16 protein-coding genes and 1 riboswitch are annotated in these 14,844 nt (G+C 56.4%); of the genes, 11 read left to right on the top strand and 5 right to left on the bottom strand.

The features are described 5' to 3' along the window. The first annotated feature begins 80 nt into the window (after positions 1 to 80). Genes bioB through bioD form a run of 4 tightly spaced genes read left to right on the top strand, consistent with a single transcriptional unit; the run spans position 81 to position 3,684 of the window. Entirely contained in the window at positions 81 to 1,121 is a 1,041-nt protein-coding gene (gene bioB, locus V6940_RS11080; RefSeq protein ID WP_333495891.1) for a biotin synthase BioB, read from the top strand. Further along, the gene (bioF, locus tag V6940_RS11075) at positions 1,118 to 2,275 is read left to right on the top strand and encodes an 8-amino-7-oxononanoate synthase (protein WP_333495890.1); all 1,158 of its coding nucleotides are present in this window, start codon (positions 1,118 to 1,120) and stop codon (positions 2,273 to 2,275) included. Before bioB ends, bioF begins: the two co-directional genes overlap by 4 nt. Beyond that, positions 2,259 to 3,014, top strand: coding sequence for a malonyl-ACP O-methyltransferase BioC (gene bioC, locus V6940_RS11070; RefSeq protein ID WP_333495889.1), 756 nt, complete (start codon positions 2,259 to 2,261; stop codon positions 3,012 to 3,014). The genes bioF and bioC overlap by 17 nt, the downstream gene beginning before the upstream one ends. Next, positions 3,007 to 3,684 carry a dethiobiotin synthase gene (gene bioD, locus V6940_RS11065; protein ID WP_333495888.1) on the top strand — a complete coding sequence of 226 codons (678 nt, stop codon included), beginning with the start codon at positions 3,007 to 3,009 and terminating at the stop codon, positions 3,682 to 3,684. Before bioC ends, bioD begins: the two co-directional genes overlap by 8 nt. A gap of 243 nt (positions 3,685 to 3,927) precedes the next feature. Here bioD and V6940_RS11060 read toward each other — a convergent pair whose 3' ends face one another. Further along, positions 3,928 to 4,065, bottom strand: coding sequence for a hypothetical protein (locus V6940_RS11060; protein WP_185666711.1), 138 nt, complete (start codon positions 4,063 to 4,065; stop codon positions 3,928 to 3,930). A gap of 246 nt (positions 4,066 to 4,311) precedes the next feature. On the opposite strand from V6940_RS11060, the gene uvrB reads away from it, so the two are divergent. After that, positions 4,312 to 6,336 carry an excinuclease ABC subunit UvrB gene (gene uvrB / locus V6940_RS11055; protein ID WP_333495887.1) on the top strand — a complete coding sequence of 675 codons (2,025 nt, stop codon included), beginning with the start codon at positions 4,312 to 4,314 and terminating at the stop codon, positions 6,334 to 6,336. Positions 6,337 to 6,602: 266 nt separating this feature from the next. Here uvrB and pmrB read toward each other — a convergent pair whose 3' ends face one another. The 4 genes from pmrB to yvcK are packed head-to-tail and all read right to left on the bottom strand — an operon-like array spanning position 6,603 to position 10,985. Continuing rightward, positions 6,603 to 7,682: a two-component system sensor histidine kinase PmrB gene (pmrB, locus tag V6940_RS11050; protein WP_333495886.1), complete on the bottom strand. Its 1,080-nt coding sequence runs from the start codon at positions 7,680 to 7,682 to the stop codon at positions 6,603 to 6,605. 3 nt (positions 7,683 to 7,685) lie between these two features. After that, entirely contained in the window at positions 7,686 to 8,360 is a 675-nt protein-coding gene (pmrA, locus tag V6940_RS11045; protein ID WP_185666708.1) for a two-component system response regulator PmrA, read from the bottom strand. Between the two features lie 10 nt (positions 8,361 to 8,370). After that, entirely contained in the window at positions 8,371 to 10,002 is a 1,632-nt protein-coding gene (eptA, locus tag V6940_RS11040) for a phosphoethanolamine transferase EptA (RefSeq protein WP_333495885.1), read from the bottom strand. Positions 10,003 to 10,061: 59 nt separating this feature from the next. Beyond that, the gene (gene yvcK / locus V6940_RS11035) at positions 10,062 to 10,985 is read right to left on the bottom strand and encodes a uridine diphosphate-N-acetylglucosamine-binding protein YvcK (RefSeq protein ID WP_333495884.1); all 924 of its coding nucleotides are present in this window, start codon (positions 10,983 to 10,985) and stop codon (positions 10,062 to 10,064) included. A 240-nt stretch (positions 10,986 to 11,225) separates the two neighbouring features. Next, positions 11,226 to 11,362: riboswitch (molybdenum cofactor riboswitch) on the top strand. Here yvcK and moaA point away from each other — a divergent pair. The 6 genes from moaA to V6940_RS11005 all read left to right on the top strand — a co-directional run bounded on the left by moaA (position 11,350) and on the right by V6940_RS11005 (position 14,813). Continuing rightward, on the top strand, positions 11,350 to 12,339 hold the full coding sequence (gene moaA, locus V6940_RS11030) for a GTP 3',8-cyclase MoaA (RefSeq protein ID WP_220438394.1): 990 nt from the start codon (positions 11,350 to 11,352) through the stop codon (positions 12,337 to 12,339). Its footprint overlaps the riboswitch before it by 13 nt. A 22-nt stretch (positions 12,340 to 12,361) precedes the next feature. Beyond that, positions 12,362 to 12,874 (top strand): molybdenum cofactor biosynthesis protein B, encoded by a 513-nt coding sequence (gene moaB, locus V6940_RS11025; protein ID WP_035892242.1) that lies wholly within the window; start codon positions 12,362 to 12,364, stop codon positions 12,872 to 12,874. A gap of 3 nt (positions 12,875 to 12,877) precedes the next feature. Continuing rightward, on the top strand, positions 12,878 to 13,363 hold the full coding sequence (gene moaC, locus V6940_RS11020; protein ID WP_035892244.1) for a cyclic pyranopterin monophosphate synthase MoaC: 486 nt from the start codon (positions 12,878 to 12,880) through the stop codon (positions 13,361 to 13,363). Further along, a complete protein-coding gene (gene moaD / locus V6940_RS11015; protein WP_333495883.1) occupies positions 13,356 to 13,601 on the top strand; it encodes a molybdopterin synthase sulfur carrier subunit in 246 nt (81 codons plus the stop codon). The genes moaC and moaD overlap by 8 nt, the downstream gene beginning before the upstream one ends. A 1-nt stretch (position 13,602) precedes the next feature. After that, a complete protein-coding gene (gene moaE / locus V6940_RS11010) occupies positions 13,603 to 14,055 on the top strand; it encodes a molybdopterin synthase catalytic subunit MoaE (protein WP_333495882.1) in 453 nt (150 codons plus the stop codon). Positions 14,056 to 14,108: 53 nt separating this feature from the next. Next, positions 14,109 to 14,813 (top strand): Bax inhibitor-1/YccA family protein, encoded by a 705-nt coding sequence (locus tag V6940_RS11005; RefSeq protein ID WP_035892249.1) that lies wholly within the window; start codon positions 14,109 to 14,111, stop codon positions 14,811 to 14,813. Positions 14,814 to 14,844 lie beyond the last annotated feature (31 nt).

Below are 14,844 nucleotides of genomic sequence, written 5' to 3'. Positions count from 1 at the left end.
CGACTTGTAAACCATTTTGAAAAGTTTTAGGTTTACGAGTATAAACCGAACCGAAAATTAACAAAACCCCGGAGAAGCCAATGGCTAACCCTTTACGCTGGACAATGTCGCAGGTCACCGCTCTTTTCGATAAACCGCTGCTGGATTTACTGTTTGAAGCTCAGCAGGTTCACCGCCAGCATTTCGACCCTCGACAGGTACAGGTGAGTACGCTGCTGTCGATCAAAACTGGCGCCTGTCCGGAAGACTGCAAATACTGTCCGCAGAGCTCGCGTTACAAAACCGGGCTGGAAACCGAACGCCTGATGGAAGTCGAGCAGGTGCTGGACTCGGCGCGTAAAGCCAAGCTGGCGGGCTCGACCCGTTTCTGCATGGGCGCGGCATGGAAAAACCCGAACGACCGCGATATGCCGTACCTGGAACAGATGGTTCAGGGCGTGAAAGAGATGGGGCTGGAAGCCTGTATGACGCTGGGCACGCTGTCCGATAGCCAGGCGAGTCGTCTGGCGACGGCGGGGCTGGATTACTACAACCACAACCTCGATACCTCGCCGGAATTCTACGGCAATATCATCACCACCCGCAGCTACCAGGAGCGCCTGGACACGCTGGATAAAGTGCGTGATGCCGGGATTAAAGTCTGCTCCGGCGGCATTGTAGGCCTCGGTGAAACCGTCACCGACCGCGCCGGGCTGTTGCTGCAGCTCGCTAACCTGCCAACGCCGCCGGAGAGCGTGCCGATTAACATGCTGGTAAAGGTGAAGGGTACGCCGCTGGCGGATAACGACGATGTCGATGCCTTTGATTTTATTCGCACCATTGCCGTGGCGCGCATCATGATGCCAACCTCCCACGTCCGTCTCTCCGCAGGCCGCGAGCAGATGAACGAGCAGACTCAGGCAATGTGCTTTATGGCGGGCGCGAACTCCATTTTCTACGGCTGCAAACTGCTGACGACGCCGAACCCGGAAGAGGACAAAGACCTGCAGTTGTTCCGCAAACTGGGTCTTAATCCGCAGCAGACCACGGTTACGGCGGGTGATAACGAACAGCAACAGCGTCTGGAGCAGGTACTGATGACGCCGGACACCGAGGATTATTACAACGCGGCGGCGGTATGAGCTGGCAGCAACGCATTGAACAGGCATTAAGCGAACGTCGGGAGGCTCAGGCCTTCCGCTCTCGTCATCCGCTGGAACAAGGAGTGGGTCGCTGGCTGGTGCGCGGTGAGCGTCGTTACTGCAACTTTTCCAGCAATGACTATCTTGGCCTGAGCCAGCATCCGCAGGTGATCCACGCCTGGCAGCAAGGGGCGGAGCAGTACGGCGTGGGCAGCGGTGGGTCCGGTCATGTGACCGGCTACCACTACGCGCACCTGCGTCTTGAAGAGCAGCTGGCCGACTGGCTGGGCTATGACCGCGCGCTGCTGTTTATCTCCGGTTTTGCCGCTAATCAGGCGACGATCGCCGCACTGGCCGGGCGCGAAGACCGGATCGTGGCCGATCGTCTCAGCCACGCGTCGTTGCTTGAAGCCGCCACGCTAAGCCCGGCGCAGCTGCGGCGTTTTCAGCATAACGACAGCCAGCACCTCTCCAGGCTGCTGGCAGCCCCCATCGACGGTCAGCAGCTCGTGGTGACGGAAGGGGTGTTCAGCATGGATGGCGACAGCGCGCCGCTGGCGGATATCGCTGTGGCCGCGCGCGACGCTAATGCCTGGCTGATGGTCGATGATGCGCACGGCATTGGCATCAACGGCACACACGGGCGAGGAAGCTGCCAGCAGCAGGGCGTTCATCCTGAGCTGCTGGTGGTGACCTTTGGCAAAGCGTTTGGCCTGAGCGGTGCGGCGGTGCTGTGCAGCCATGACGTGGCGGATTACTTTGTGCAGTTCGCCCGACATCTGATTTACAGCACCGCCATGCCGCCCGCCCAGGCGGTTGCGCTACAGGCGGCGCTGGCGGTGATTCAGAGCGATGACGGCCAGCAGCGACGCGAAAAGCTGGCGCAGCACGTTGCCGCGTTCCGTCATGGTGCACAGGGGCTGGCCTATACCTTAACCGATTCGCAAAGCGCGATTCAGCCGCTCGTCATCGGCGATAACCAGCACACCCTCAACCTGGCTGAGCAACTGCGGGAGCAGGGCTGTTGGGTGACGGCGATTCGCCCGCCGACGGTACCCGCCGGAACGGCGCGTTTGCGCTTAACGTTGACCGCGGCGCATGAGGCGCAGGATATCGACAGACTACTGGAGGTGCTGCATGGCGACCGTCAATAAACAGGCGGTGGCGGCGGCGTTTGGCCGCGCGGCAGCGCACTACCATCAGCATGATGAGTTACAGCGCCTGAGCGCACGACAGCTGCTGTCCCAGCTGCCGTTGCGGGTATTCGAGCGGGTGCTGGACGCGGGCTGTGGGCCGGGTAGCTACAGTCGCTACTGGCGCGACAAAGGCTGCCACGTGACGGCGCTGGATCTCTCAGCGGAGATGCTTGAGCAGGCGCAGCGTCAGCAGGTAGCAGACCGCTATCTCCAGGCCGATATCGAAGCTATTCCACTGCCGGAAGGTGGCTTTGATCTGGTGTGGAGCAATCTGGCTATTCAGTGGTGCAGCGATCTCCACGTGGCATTGGCGGGGCTGTATCGCCAGCTTAGCCCCGGGGGCACGCTGGCCTTTACCACATTGACGGCAGGTTCGTTACCGGAGCTGAATCAAGCCTGGCGCGCCGTTGACCAGCGTCCGCACGCCAACCGTTTTCTGCCCGAAACGACGCTACAGGAAGCGATGGCGGGCTATGACTGCCGCTGTGTTTCTACCTCCATCACGCTGACCTTCCCCGATGCGCTGAGCGCCATGCGTTCCCTGAAAGGCATTGGCGCGACGCATCTTCATGAGGGGCGCAGCCAGCAGCCGCTGACGCGCAGTAGGCTACAGCAGCTTCAGCTGGCCTGGCCGTCTCAGGCGGGAGAATTCCCGCTGACTTATCATCTTTTTACAGGAGTGATCTCGCGTGACTGAACGCTTTTATGTAACCGGCACCGATACCGAAGTCGGAAAAACCGTTGCCAGCACCGCGCTGCTTCAGGCTGCAGGTTTGCTTGGGCGGCGCACGGCGGGGTACAAGCCGGTGGCTTCCGGCAGTGAAATGACCGCCGACGGTTTGCGCAACAGTGACGCCCTGGCGCTGCAACGCAACAGCGTGCTGCCGTTACGCTATGAGCAGGTGAACCCGTATACCTTTGCCGAGCCGACCTCTCCACATATCGTCAGCGCCGATGAACAGCGGCCTATCGAGGCCAGCGTGCTCTCTGCCGGGCTGCGTGCGCTGGAGGCTGAAGCTGACTGGGTGCTGGTGGAAGGGGCCGGTGGCTGGTTTACGCCACTCTCCCCGACGCTGACCCTGGCAGATTGGGTGAAAACGGAACAGCTGCCGGTTATCCTGGTGGTGGGCGTGAAGCTTGGCTGCATCAACCATGCGGTGCTGACCGCGCAGGCGGTACAGCAGGCAGGGCTACGGCTGGCGGGCTGGATTGCCAACGATGTGACGCCGCCGGGGCGTCGCCACGCAGAATACCTCAGCACGCTCCAGCGAATGCTTCCCGCGCCGTTGCTCGGTGAGATCCCGTGGCTTGGCGATGAGGTTGAATCCCAACCGCTTGGGCAATACCTTGACCTGAGCGCCCTGTAAGTCGTTTTTCTGGCACGCCTTTCCCATCTTCATTCGTAAGCGCTAACCCGCAGATAACGTAAGGAAATCGCCCATGTTGATGGACAAAATGGGCGTGCTTTTTCGCTGATAAATATCAAAATCGGGGATAAAATATTTTTTTGCTTTCTCGTTGACACGCCGTTGCGCAAATCGCCGGGTGCCGGGGGATAGGGCCTAGCGGCAGTTATCCACTATTCCTGTGGATAACCCTGTGTATTAGAGTTAGAAAACCTGCGGTAAACGAGAGAGCATGCGGCCTGCGCCTGAATTGATGCGAAACGCGGCTTTTCGATGTTTTCTATAAATTTCAACAAGATAAATAAAAGCAATGGCGTAATAAAAAGTGCTGCGGATTGCCATAAAACTTTCATGACCTATATTGACAAATGTTAAAAGAGAAAAAATTCTGGGGATAACCTTATCAGGCTGGTGTTTTATCTTGTCAGAGGATAAATTTCAGCCGCTCTTGCTTGTCGTTGCCCCGGGAACATGAAATACAGTATGTGATTACTGTTTTTATATCCAGTATTTTTTATTGGCAATTCGGCAGGCGACGAGTAGAATTAATCTCCAGCCCGGCCCATTCGTCATCAGGTAGCGTTGTCCATGAGTAAACCCTTCAAATTGCATTCTGCGTTTAGTCCTTCAGGCGACCAGCCTGCTGCCATTTCACGCCTGAAAGAGGGGCTGGAAGACGGCCTGGCGCACCAGACGCTTCTGGGCGTGACCGGGTCGGGGAAAACCTTTACCGTCGCCAACGTCATCGCTGATCTGCAGCGCCCGACGATGGTGCTGGCGCCGAACAAAACGCTGGCCGCTCAGCTGTACGGCGAAATGAAAGCGTTCTTCCCGGAAAACGCGGTGGAGTACTTCGTCTCCTACTACGATTACTACCAGCCGGAAGCGTACGTCCCAAGCTCGGATACCTTTATCGAAAAAGATGCCTCGGTGAACGAACATATCGAACAGATGCGTTTGTCCGCGACCAAAGCGCTGCTCGAACGCCGCGACGTGGTGGTGGTAGCCTCGGTGTCCGCTATCTACGGTCTGGGCGACCCTGACCTGTACCTCAAAATGATGCTGCACCTGACGGTGGGCATGATTATCGATCAGCGCTCCATTCTGCGCCGCCTGGCCGAATTGCAGTACACCCGTAACGATCAGGCGTTCCAGCGCGCGACTTTCCGCGTGCGTGGCGAGGTTATCGACATCTTCCCGGCCGAATCTGACGATCTGGCACTGCGCGTTGAGCTGTTTGACGAAGAGGTGGAACGCCTCTCGCTGTTTGACCCGCTGACCGGCCACGTTGATTCGACCATTCAGCGCTTTACCATCTACCCGAAATCGCACTACGTGACGCCGCGCGAGCGTATCGTGCAGGCGATGGAAGAGATCAAAGTGGAGCTGGCAGACCGCCGCAAGGTGCTGCTGGCGAATAACAAACTGCTGGAAGAGCAGCGCCTGAGCCAGCGTACCCAGTTTGACCTCGAAATGATGAACGAACTGGGCTACTGCTCCGGCATTGAAAACTACTCGCGCTTCCTCTCCGGGCGCGGGCCAGGCGAGCCGCCTCCGACGCTGTTTGACTACCTGCCGGCAGACGGCCTGTTGGTGATCGACGAATCCCACGTCACCATTCCCCAGATTGGCGGCATGTACCGCGGCGACCGCGCGCGTAAAGAGACGCTGGTGGAGTACGGCTTCCGCCTGCCGTCCGCGCTCGACAACCGTCCGTTGAAGTTTGAAGAATTTGAAGCGCTGGCGCCGCAGACTATCTACGTGTCGGCGACGCCGGGCAACTATGAGCTGGAAAAATCCGGCGGCGATGTGATTGATCAGGTGGTGCGTCCAACCGGGCTGCTTGATCCGCTAATTGAAGTGCGTCCGGTCGGCACGCAGGTAGACGACCTGCTGTCGGAAATTCGTAAACGTTCGGTGATTAACGAGCGTGTGCTGGTGACCACGCTGACCAAACGTATGGCGGAAGATCTGACGGAATATCTGGAAGAGCACGGTGAGCGGGTGCGCTATCTGCACTCTGATATCGATACCGTGGAGCGTATGGAGATCATCCGTGACCTGCGTCTGGGCGAGTTTGACGTGCTGGTGGGGATCAACCTGCTGCGTGAAGGCCTCGATATGCCGGAAGTCTCACTGGTGGCGATTCTGGACGCCGATAAAGAAGGCTTCCTGCGTTCCGAGCGCTCGCTGATTCAGACCATCGGTCGCGCGGCGCGTAACATCAACGGTAAAGCGATTCTCTACGGGGACAAAATTACCCCGTCGATGGCGAAAGCGATTGGTGAAACCGAGCGCCGTCGCGAGAAACAGCAGCGCTATAACGAAGAGCACGGCATCGTGCCACAGGGGCTGGTGAAAGACGTTGTCGATATTCTGGCGATGGGCGAGGGGCTGGCGAAAACCAGGGCCAAAGGTCGCGGGAAGTCGAAAAACACGGTCACCATCGTCGAGCCGGATGTTCAGGCACTGACGCCAAAAGCGCTCCAGCAGCAGATTACGTCGCTGGAAGCGCAGATGCTCAAACACGCGCAGAACCTGGAGTTCGAAGAAGCAGCGGAGATTCGCGACCGGCTGCATCAGCTGCGCGAGCTGTTTATCGCCACGTCCTGAGTGGTTGCCGCCCCGGCGAGGCGTTTACGCCGACCCCGGGGACGCACGAACGCTCAACGGGCACTATTTCTCTTAATTGCGGCAGCCATCACGCGTCAGGCACACGTCTTAAGGTTCACTTAATATAATCTGCTGATACTATCCGTAAAATCATTGAGGGTAGTGTTATGTCTAATCTGAATGTCCAGCAGCTGTTCACCGTGCTTGTCTCTGTTGCCATCGTTGCCGGCTTTGTTTGCCACTGGATGCTCACTTTCTGAAGCGCCTTAGCGCTTCGTCGGTTGAAACTCTACCCATGCCCGCGTCCCGGTTTCGGTGTCGCGGTTTTGTAAAAAGAACGCCGTCTCATGCAGTTGAGCGATGCGCGTAACGATACTCAACCCCAGACCAATACCGCCATACCGGCTGTCCATACGCACAAACGCCTGGCTCAGCTCGCCCACCTTCGACTCATCAATCCCTGGGCCTTCATCTTCCACGACCAGCATCGGCCGCGTACCCTGCACTAGCGATAGCGTAATCGCTGACGTTTTTGGACTATAACGATGGGCATTCTCAACCAGATTGCGCAGCAGCAGGCGCAGCAGCGTAGCGTCGCCGGGAACGGTGACCGTCGGCGTTGGCTCGGCAATCACCAGCGTTTGCGCGCGCGTTTCCAGCATCGTTTCCAGCTCGCCCTTCAGTGGCTCAATCACGTCGCTCAACAGATTCACCTGCTGATAGCTCCCTGCGGAGAATGACTGTCCGACGCGGGCAAGCAGCAGTAGTTGCGCCACGCTATCGGTCATCTGGTCCAGGCGCTGTACTAACGGGGACAGGTTGAGCTTCTGAGTTTTCTCCAGCAGTTCAAGGTGCAGCTTTAATCCCGCCAGCGGCGTACGTAGTTCGTGGGCGACGTCGGCGGTAAACAGGCGCTCTCGGTTAAGCGTCTGCGTCAGATTATCAACAAGCTGGTTGATAGCGTTGGTCACCGCCTCGACTTCGACGGTGGTCTGTTGAAGAAAGATTGGCTGCAAATTTCCCGGCGTCCGTGAATCCAGCTCTTGTTGCAGGTCGGCCAGAGGGCGGGTGATCCGCTTTACCGCCTGCAGGCAGAGGAAGAGCGCAAGGCCAATAATCAGCATGCTGGGTACCAGCAGGCTGGCAATCGCTTCACGCACCTCGTGGCGGATGTGCTTGGCGTTGTTGTGGTTATGCATCAGCATTGCCACTTCCAGCTCAATCTGCTCTTTGCTCTCATGCCAGAGCCAGAACACGCTAATGAGCTGACACACCACCAGAATCACGCCGATGGTGAGCAACAGCTGATGCCGCATTGGCCACTTGCGGATGGAAAATAGCGCCATGCCTTACTCCGCTTTGCTTATCGCGTTAACCAACTGGTAGCCAAACCCGCGTACGGTGCGAATCCGCGCTTTACCCACCTTGTCACGCAGATTATGGATATGCACTTCCAGCGTATTGGTCGCCGGTTCGTTATCCCAGTTGTAGATATCGTTGTAGAGGATCTCGCGGTGCACCGGGCTGCCCGCTTTCAGCATCAGACGTGAAAGCAGAGCGTACTCTTTCGGCGTCAGCTCCAGCAACTCTTCATCAAGCCAGACCTGACGGCGGGTGACGTTAAGACGCAGATTCTCGACCGTAATTTCGTTATCGCCCTGGTTCAGGTTACGTCGCAGCAGGGCGCGAATGCGGGCATTCAACTCTTCCAGCGCGAATGGCTTCACCAGATAGTCATCGGCGCCGGTATCCAGCCCCATCACGCGATCTTCCAGCGTATCGCGGGCGGTCAGAATCAGCACCGGCACGCTCATTTTTTCCTGACGCATACGGTTTAAGAAGTGCAGGCCGTCTTCGTCTGGCAGACCTAAATCCAGTACTACCAGGCTGTAATGTCCGTTAGCCAGGCTAAGCGCCGCCTGCTGTGCGGTTTCTACACCATCACAGGCGTAGCCTTCGCTCTGCATTGCCAGAATCAGCCCCTGCAATAATAGGGTGTCATCTTCCACGACTAATATTTTCATCTACTGGCCTCTATTTACAGGTGGCTAATATATCATCCGCTGCGCGATATTCCTGAGTCTCTACGCCCGTTAATCCCAGCATTGTAGAGAACAGATTATCCTGCGAGTAGTCATTTTCTTTGGCCTTTTGCTGCAGGCAGGCGTAATTAACGCCATAGCGCTTCTGATAATCATCAGATAACCATAACAGCATGGGTACATGTTTTTGCGTTTCCGGAGCAATGGAATAAGGCAGTCCGTGTAAATAAACGCCATTTTCACCCAGAGATTCACCGTGGTCGGAAAGGTAAACCAGGCTGGTGGTGAATTTATCCTGTTTTGATTGCAGCAGTTTTATCGCTTTATCGACAATATGGTCGACGTACAAAATCGTATTGTCGTAGCTATTTTTCAACTGCTCCTGAGTACAGGACTGGATCTCGCTGGTATCACAGGTTGGCGTGAAACGGCGGAATTCCGGCGGATAACGGTTGTAATAGGTCGGGCCGTGGCTGCCGATGGTGTGCAGCACGATGACGCCGTCACCCTGCATACTATCAATGGTTTTCTCCAGGTCGTGGAACAACACGTCATCGTAGCATTCGCCGTTGATGCACTGCCCTGGCAGGTTCAGCGCGGTGACATCCTGGTGCGGCACGCGGTCGCAGGCGCCTTTACAGCCGCCATCGTTATCGTTCCACTGCACCTGAATCCCTGCCCGCTGAATAATATCCAGCAGCCCTTCCTGGTGGTGCGCTAACGACTCGTCATAACCGGTGCGCGGCATATTAGAGAACATGCACGGAACCGAGACCGCTGTGGCCGTCCCGCAGGAGGCTGTTTTCGGGAAATAGACGACGTTATCTTTTGCCAGCAATGGGTTGGTTTCACGTTCGTAACCGCCCAGTGAGAAGTTAGCGGCGCGTGACGTTTCGCCGACGATTAATATCGTCAGATTTTTACGTGGGCCGTTTTTCATCACCGCTTTTTGTTTGGCATCTTCGCCAATTTTCACCAGCGGCAAGTTATCCATTTCATGGTGAAAATACCAGGAGTTCATGGCCACAATGCTGTTAGACGGGTTAAGCGATTTCACCAGCTCTTTATTATTGCGGAACAGCGACGCGTAATCTTTATAGAACAGGCCGGCGACCAGAAGAATTAACAGCGCCGATACGAGAACGGTGCCCGCACGCATTATTGTGCCGCGCCACACGCTTGCTGCCGGTTTAATTTTGATCCACCAGGCTAGCGCAATAGAGAGCAGGGCGGTAAAGGCAAATACCATAATCATCTGCCCGGAGAGCAGAGCATAGCTTTCCGCAGGGGTCGTATCGAGAATATTGGTAATCATCGAACGGTCGACAATGATGCCGAAGTTCATCATGAAATACTGCGCGCTGGCGCTGAGCAAAATAAACAGCGTCGCGGCGACTTTCTCTAAGCGAATCACCGAAGACAGGGTCAGCAAAATAGCCATCACCGCGAAGGCGACTACCGGCATGGACAGGAACACCAGCGCGTTGTGCAGGCCATCGACCGGCAGCAGCGTAAAGGCCTGGCGATAGAAAACGATGTTCAGCGCCAGAGCGATGTACAGCGAAAACAGGATGATGTAGGTCAGTCGACTGACGGCAGGACGATGGCGAAACAGGCGAAGCATAGCGTTGAACCCAAAGAGATTGATGCTCGCTATGCTGCCTGACGTTTTTTAAGACAACCTTAAGATTTTAAGGAAACGCGACCAAAAGCCTGAAGCGCCTCTTCTAGTGCAGCACGTAACAGATGGCGATCGTGACGATACGGAATGTCGCTGGCTTCCAGCGGTTGCTGAATCACCAGTTTCCCTTCTACGCCGCTGACGTCCGTTTTGGGGCCAGCAATCACGGCATCGATAACGGGTTTACCAATGTAGTGCTCCAGCAGCGCAAGGCGGTCACTGAGGGTCAAGTGGCCTGCAGGGCTGTGTTCCCGGCCGAGGTTTTCAATGTAAACCATTTGCGCCGGGGTGCGGCGCAGCGCCTGGGCAATCTCTGGCAGCAGCAGAATAGGCAGCAGGCTGGTGTAAAAACTGCCGGGGCCAATCAGAATCAGATCCGCCTCGGCGATGGCCTGCACCGCCTCGCGGGTCGCGGAAACCGACGGTGTTAGCATCAGCTCCTGCGGCGGTAACGCAAGCTGATCGATATTCACTTCGCCGTAGATTTCATGCCCCTCGCTATCAATCGCCATTAAATCGACCGGCTGCTCGGACATGGGAATCAGTGAAGCCTCAACTTTCAGCAGATTTCTTATTAAATTGATAGCCTCTAAAGGCCGTACGCTCAGGTGGTCTAGCGCCTTTAACATTAGATTTCCGAGGTTATGTCCGGAAAGTTCACCATTACCGCCAAAACGATACTCAAACATCGTCGAAGCAACGCTGGGTTCGGTGATTAATTGATTAAGGCAGTTGCGCATATCACCCCAGGCGATGCCGCCTTCCGAACGACGGATACGCCCCGTTGAGCCGCCGTTATCGGTGGTGGTGACAATGCCGGTCAGGCGAGAACCAAGGGAGGAGAGAGACGACATCACGCGTCCAAGTCCGTGCCCGCCGCCGAGCGCCACAACGCGGTCGAGATCGGCAAAAGTGCGATTGCGCATACAACTTCCTTATGTCTGAAAAACCTGCTTACATTAGCCTAACTACCTCTAAAAGACGATGCTCCACCCCCAGCAAAATGACGTATATCAATGCAAAAACGTGATTTTTACGTATTCTGTAGGGAAAGTGCACGATAGGCCCGCTATGTATAAGTTTATATAGCGAAAGCGAAAATGGCGAAACCTTTATTCTCGCGCTACTATTCGGCATAACATGGTTCAGTCATCCTGCCATGCAGGTTGAACAACACACTCTAGCCTCTGCGCCTAAGTTGAAAAATATGGCGCTTTGGCCGCAACAGCCGACGCTGTTGCCAGGGCGAAGGAAGAAATGATCTCGCCTCCCGTATTTGGAAAGGTGTCTATGGCTTCACAACTCACTGATGCGTATGCACGCAGCTTCTACTATCTGCGTTTGTCGATTACCGACGTATGCAATTTTCGCTGCACCTACTGCCTGCCAAACGGCTACCAGCCTAATGGGGTCACCAATAACGGATTTCTGTCTCTGGACGAAATTCGCCGGGTGACGCGCGCCTTTTCGGCGCTGGGTACGGAAAAAGTCCGTCTGACCGGCGGGGAACCCTCGCTGCGTCGTGACTTTACCGACGTCATCGCCGCTGTGAGAGAGAATGCCGCTATCCGCCAGATTGCCGTGACCACCAACGGTTATCGTATGGCGCGCGACGTAGCGGGCTGGCGCGATGCGGGATTAACCGCGATTAACGTCAGCGTCGACAGTCTGGACGCGCGTCAGTTTCACGCCATCACTGGCCAGGATAAATTCCGCCAGGTTATGGACGGCATCGATGCCGCCTTTACCGCGGGCTTTGAAAAAGTGAAGGTCAACACCGTGCTGATGCGCGATGTCAACCATCACCAGCTCGACACCTTTCTGGCGTGGATCAAACCACGCCGCATTCAACTCCGCTTTATTGAACTGATGGAAACCGGCGAAAGCAGCGAGCTGTTCCGTAAGCACCATATCTCTGGCATGGTGCTGCGCGATGAACTGCTCAAACGCGGCTGGATCCATCAAATCCGTCAACGCAGCGACGGCCCGGCGCAGGTCTTCTGTCATCCCGACTACGAAGGGGAAATCGGCTTAATTATGCCGTATGAGAAAGACTTCTGCGCTAGCTGTAACCGTCTGCGCGTATCGTCCATTGGGAAGCTGCATCTGTGCCTGTTTGGCGACGGTGGCGTTGACCTGCGTGAACTGCTGGCGGATGACGCCCAGCAGCAGGCGCTGGAAGCACGCATCGCCGAAGCGTTAACCCACAAAAAACAGACTCACTTCCTGCATCAGGGCAATACCGGAATTACACAGAATTTGTCCTATATTGGTGGATAATTCCAAATCAAGGAGCACGTAAATGAGTCAGGTGAGCGCTGAATTTATCCCGACACGCATTGCTATTCTTACTATTTCCAACCGCCGCGGCGAAGAGGACGATACCTCCGGCCACTTCCTGCGCGACTCCGCCCAGGAAGCCGGGCACCAGATAGTCGATAAGGCTATTGTCAAAGAGAACCGCTATCAGATTCGCGCTCAGGTTTCCGCCTGGATTGCCCGCGACGACGTACAGGTGGTGCTAATTACCGGCGGTACCGGTCTGACCGATGGCGACCAGGCTCCGGAAGCGCTGCTGCCGCTGTTTGACCGCGAAATCGAAGGCTTCGGCGAAGTGTTCCGCATGCTCTCCTTTGAGGAGATTGGCACCGCCACGCTGCAGTCCCGCGCCGTCGCCGGTATGGCCAACCGGACGCTGATTTTCGCGATGCCGGGCTCTACCAAAGCCTGTCGTACCGCGTGGGACAACATTATTGCCCCGCAGCTGGATGCCCGTACGCGTCCGTGTAACTTCCACCCTCATCTGAAGAAATAAACGATGTCGCAACTGACCCATATCAACGCGGCGGGTGAAGCCCACATGGTGGATGTCTCCGCCAAGGCAGAAACCGTTCGCGAAGCGCGCGCTGAAGCGTTTGTTACCATGCAGCCGGAAACCCTGGCGATGATTATCGAAGGCAGCCACCACAAAGGTGACGTGTTCGCCACGGCGCGCATTGCCGGTATTCAGGCGGCCAAGCGCACCTGGGATCTCATCCCGCTGTGCCATCCGCTGATGCTGAGCAAGGTTGAAGTTAACCTGCAGGCCGAACCAGAACATCACCGCGTGCGCATTGAATCGCTCTGTCGCCTGACCGGGAAAACCGGCGTCGAAATGGAAGCGCTGACGGCCGCCTCGGTCGCCGCGCTGACGATTTACGACATGTGCAAAGCGGTGCAAAAAGATATGGTCATTGGCCCGGTTCGTCTGCTGGCGAAAAGCGGCGGCAAATCGGGCGATTTCAAGGCGGATTCCTATGATTAATGTGCTGTTTTTTGCTCAGGTCCGCGAGCTGGTGGGCACCGATTCGCTGGCGCTGACGCCTGAGTTTGCAACGGTTGAAGCGGTACGCCAGCATCTGGCGGCGCAGGAAGGGCGCTGGTCTCTGGCGCTGGAAGAGGGCAAGCTGCTGGCGGCGGTGAATCAGACGCTGGTGAGCTTCGACCATCCGGTTGCTGACGGTGACGAAGTGGCGTTTTTCCCACCGGTAACTGGAGGTTGAAATGAGCGAGACCCGAATTATCGTCCGCCACGAACGCTTTAGCGTTGGGGATGAGTACCCGTGGCTTGCCGAGCGTGATGAAGATGGCGCGGTCGTGACCTTTACCGGCAAGGTGCGTAACCACAATCTGGGCGATAGCGTCAAAGCGCTGACCCTGGAGCACTATTCGGGCATGACTGAAAAAGCGCTGGCGGAAATCGTTGATGCCGCGCGCGAACGCTGGCCACTCGGCCGCGTCACGGTCATCCACCGAATTGGTGAGATGTGGCCTGGCGAGGAGATTGTGTTTGTCGGGGTGACCAGCGCGCACCGCAGCAGCGCGTTTGACGCTGGCGAATTTATCATGGACTACCTGAAAACCCGAGCACCGTTCTGGAAGCGTGAAGCCACGCCGGAAGGTGAGCGCTGGGTCGAAGCCCGCGATAGCGATAAACACGCTGCCGAGCGCTGGTAAGCCGTGAATGTGATACGCTTAGAATAAGTTCTACTCACACTCAGGAGAAAGTCATGGAACGATTCCCTCGGTCCGATTCAATTGTGCAGGCGCGTAGCGGTCTGCAAACCTATATGGCTCAGGTATACGGCTGGATGACCTGCGGGTTGCTGCTGACGGCGTTTATCGCCTGGTATGCGGCTAACACTCCCGCGGTGATGATGTTTGTTTTTTCCAGCAAAATTACCTTCTTTGGTCTGATCATCGCGCAACTGGCGTTGGTGTTCGTGCTTTCGGGCATGGTTCAGCGTCTTAGCGCGGGCATGGCGACCACGCTGTTTATGCTCTATTCAGCGCTCACCGGGCTGACGCTATCGAGTATTTTCATCGTCTATACCTATTCGTCCATCGCTAGCACCTTCGTGGTGACCGGCGGGATGTTCGGTATTATGAGCCTGTACGGCTACACCACGAAGCGTGACCTGAGCGGCTTTGGCAACATGCTGTTTATGGCGCTGATTGGTATCGTACTGGCGTCACTGGTGAACTTCTGGCTGAAAAGCGATGCGCTGATGTGGGCGATTACCTACATCGGGGTGATTGTGTTCGTTGGCCTGACCGCCTATGACACCCAGAAGCTGAAAAATATCGGCGAGCAGATTGATGTTCGCGATTCGTCGAACCTGCGCAAATACGCCATTCTTGGCGCGCTGACGCTGTATCTCGACTTCATCAACCTGTTCCTGATGCTGCTGCGTATTTTCGGTAACCGCCGCTAAATACCTTCCCGGCGTCGCGATGCGACGCCGG

Origin of the sequence: Kluyvera sp. CHPC 1.251 (assembly GCF_036759945.1) — a bacterium.
Classification (GTDB): Bacteria; Pseudomonadota; Gammaproteobacteria; order Enterobacterales; family Enterobacteriaceae; genus Kluyvera; species Kluyvera sichuanensis.
This window is presented reverse-complemented; position numbering and strand designations above follow the sequence as displayed.

Bases quoted from the DNA above. Each gene is read 5' to 3' on its own strand.
- bioF (WP_333495890.1), top strand. From the start codon at position 1,118: ATGAGCTGGCAGCAACGCATTGAACAGGCATTAAGCGAACGTCGGGAG.
- bioB (WP_333495891.1), top strand. From the start codon at position 81: ATGGCTAACCCTTTACGCTGGACAATGTCGCAGGTCACCGCTCTTTTC.
- moaA (WP_220438394.1), top strand. From the start codon at position 11,350: ATGGCTTCACAACTCACTGATGCGTATGCACGCAGCTTCTACTATCTG.
- yvcK (WP_333495884.1), bottom strand. From the start codon at position 10,985: ATGCGCAATCGCACTTTTGCCGATCTCGACCGCGTTGTGGCGCTCGGC.
- pmrA (WP_185666708.1), bottom strand. From the start codon at position 8,360: ATGAAAATATTAGTCGTGGAAGATGACACCCTATTATTGCAGGGGCTG.
- moaE (WP_333495882.1), top strand. From the start codon at position 13,603: ATGAGCGAGACCCGAATTATCGTCCGCCACGAACGCTTTAGCGTTGGG.
- moaC (WP_035892244.1), top strand. From the start codon at position 12,878: ATGTCGCAACTGACCCATATCAACGCGGCGGGTGAAGCCCACATGGTG.
- eptA (WP_333495885.1), bottom strand. From the start codon at position 10,002: ATGCTTCGCCTGTTTCGCCATCGTCCTGCCGTCAGTCGACTGACCTAC.
- V6940_RS11060 (WP_185666711.1), bottom strand. From the start codon at position 4,065: ATGGCAATCCGCAGCACTTTTTATTACGCCATTGCTTTTATTTATCTT.
- moaD (WP_333495883.1), top strand. From the start codon at position 13,356: ATGATTAATGTGCTGTTTTTTGCTCAGGTCCGCGAGCTGGTGGGCACC.
- V6940_RS11005 (WP_035892249.1), top strand. From the start codon at position 14,109: ATGGAACGATTCCCTCGGTCCGATTCAATTGTGCAGGCGCGTAGCGGT.
- bioC (WP_333495889.1), top strand. From the start codon at position 2,259: ATGGCGACCGTCAATAAACAGGCGGTGGCGGCGGCGTTTGGCCGCGCG.
- pmrB (WP_333495886.1), bottom strand. From the start codon at position 7,682: ATGGCGCTATTTTCCATCCGCAAGTGGCCAATGCGGCATCAGCTGTTG.
- moaB (WP_035892242.1), top strand. From the start codon at position 12,362: ATGAGTCAGGTGAGCGCTGAATTTATCCCGACACGCATTGCTATTCTT.
- uvrB (WP_333495887.1), top strand. From the start codon at position 4,312: ATGAGTAAACCCTTCAAATTGCATTCTGCGTTTAGTCCTTCAGGCGAC.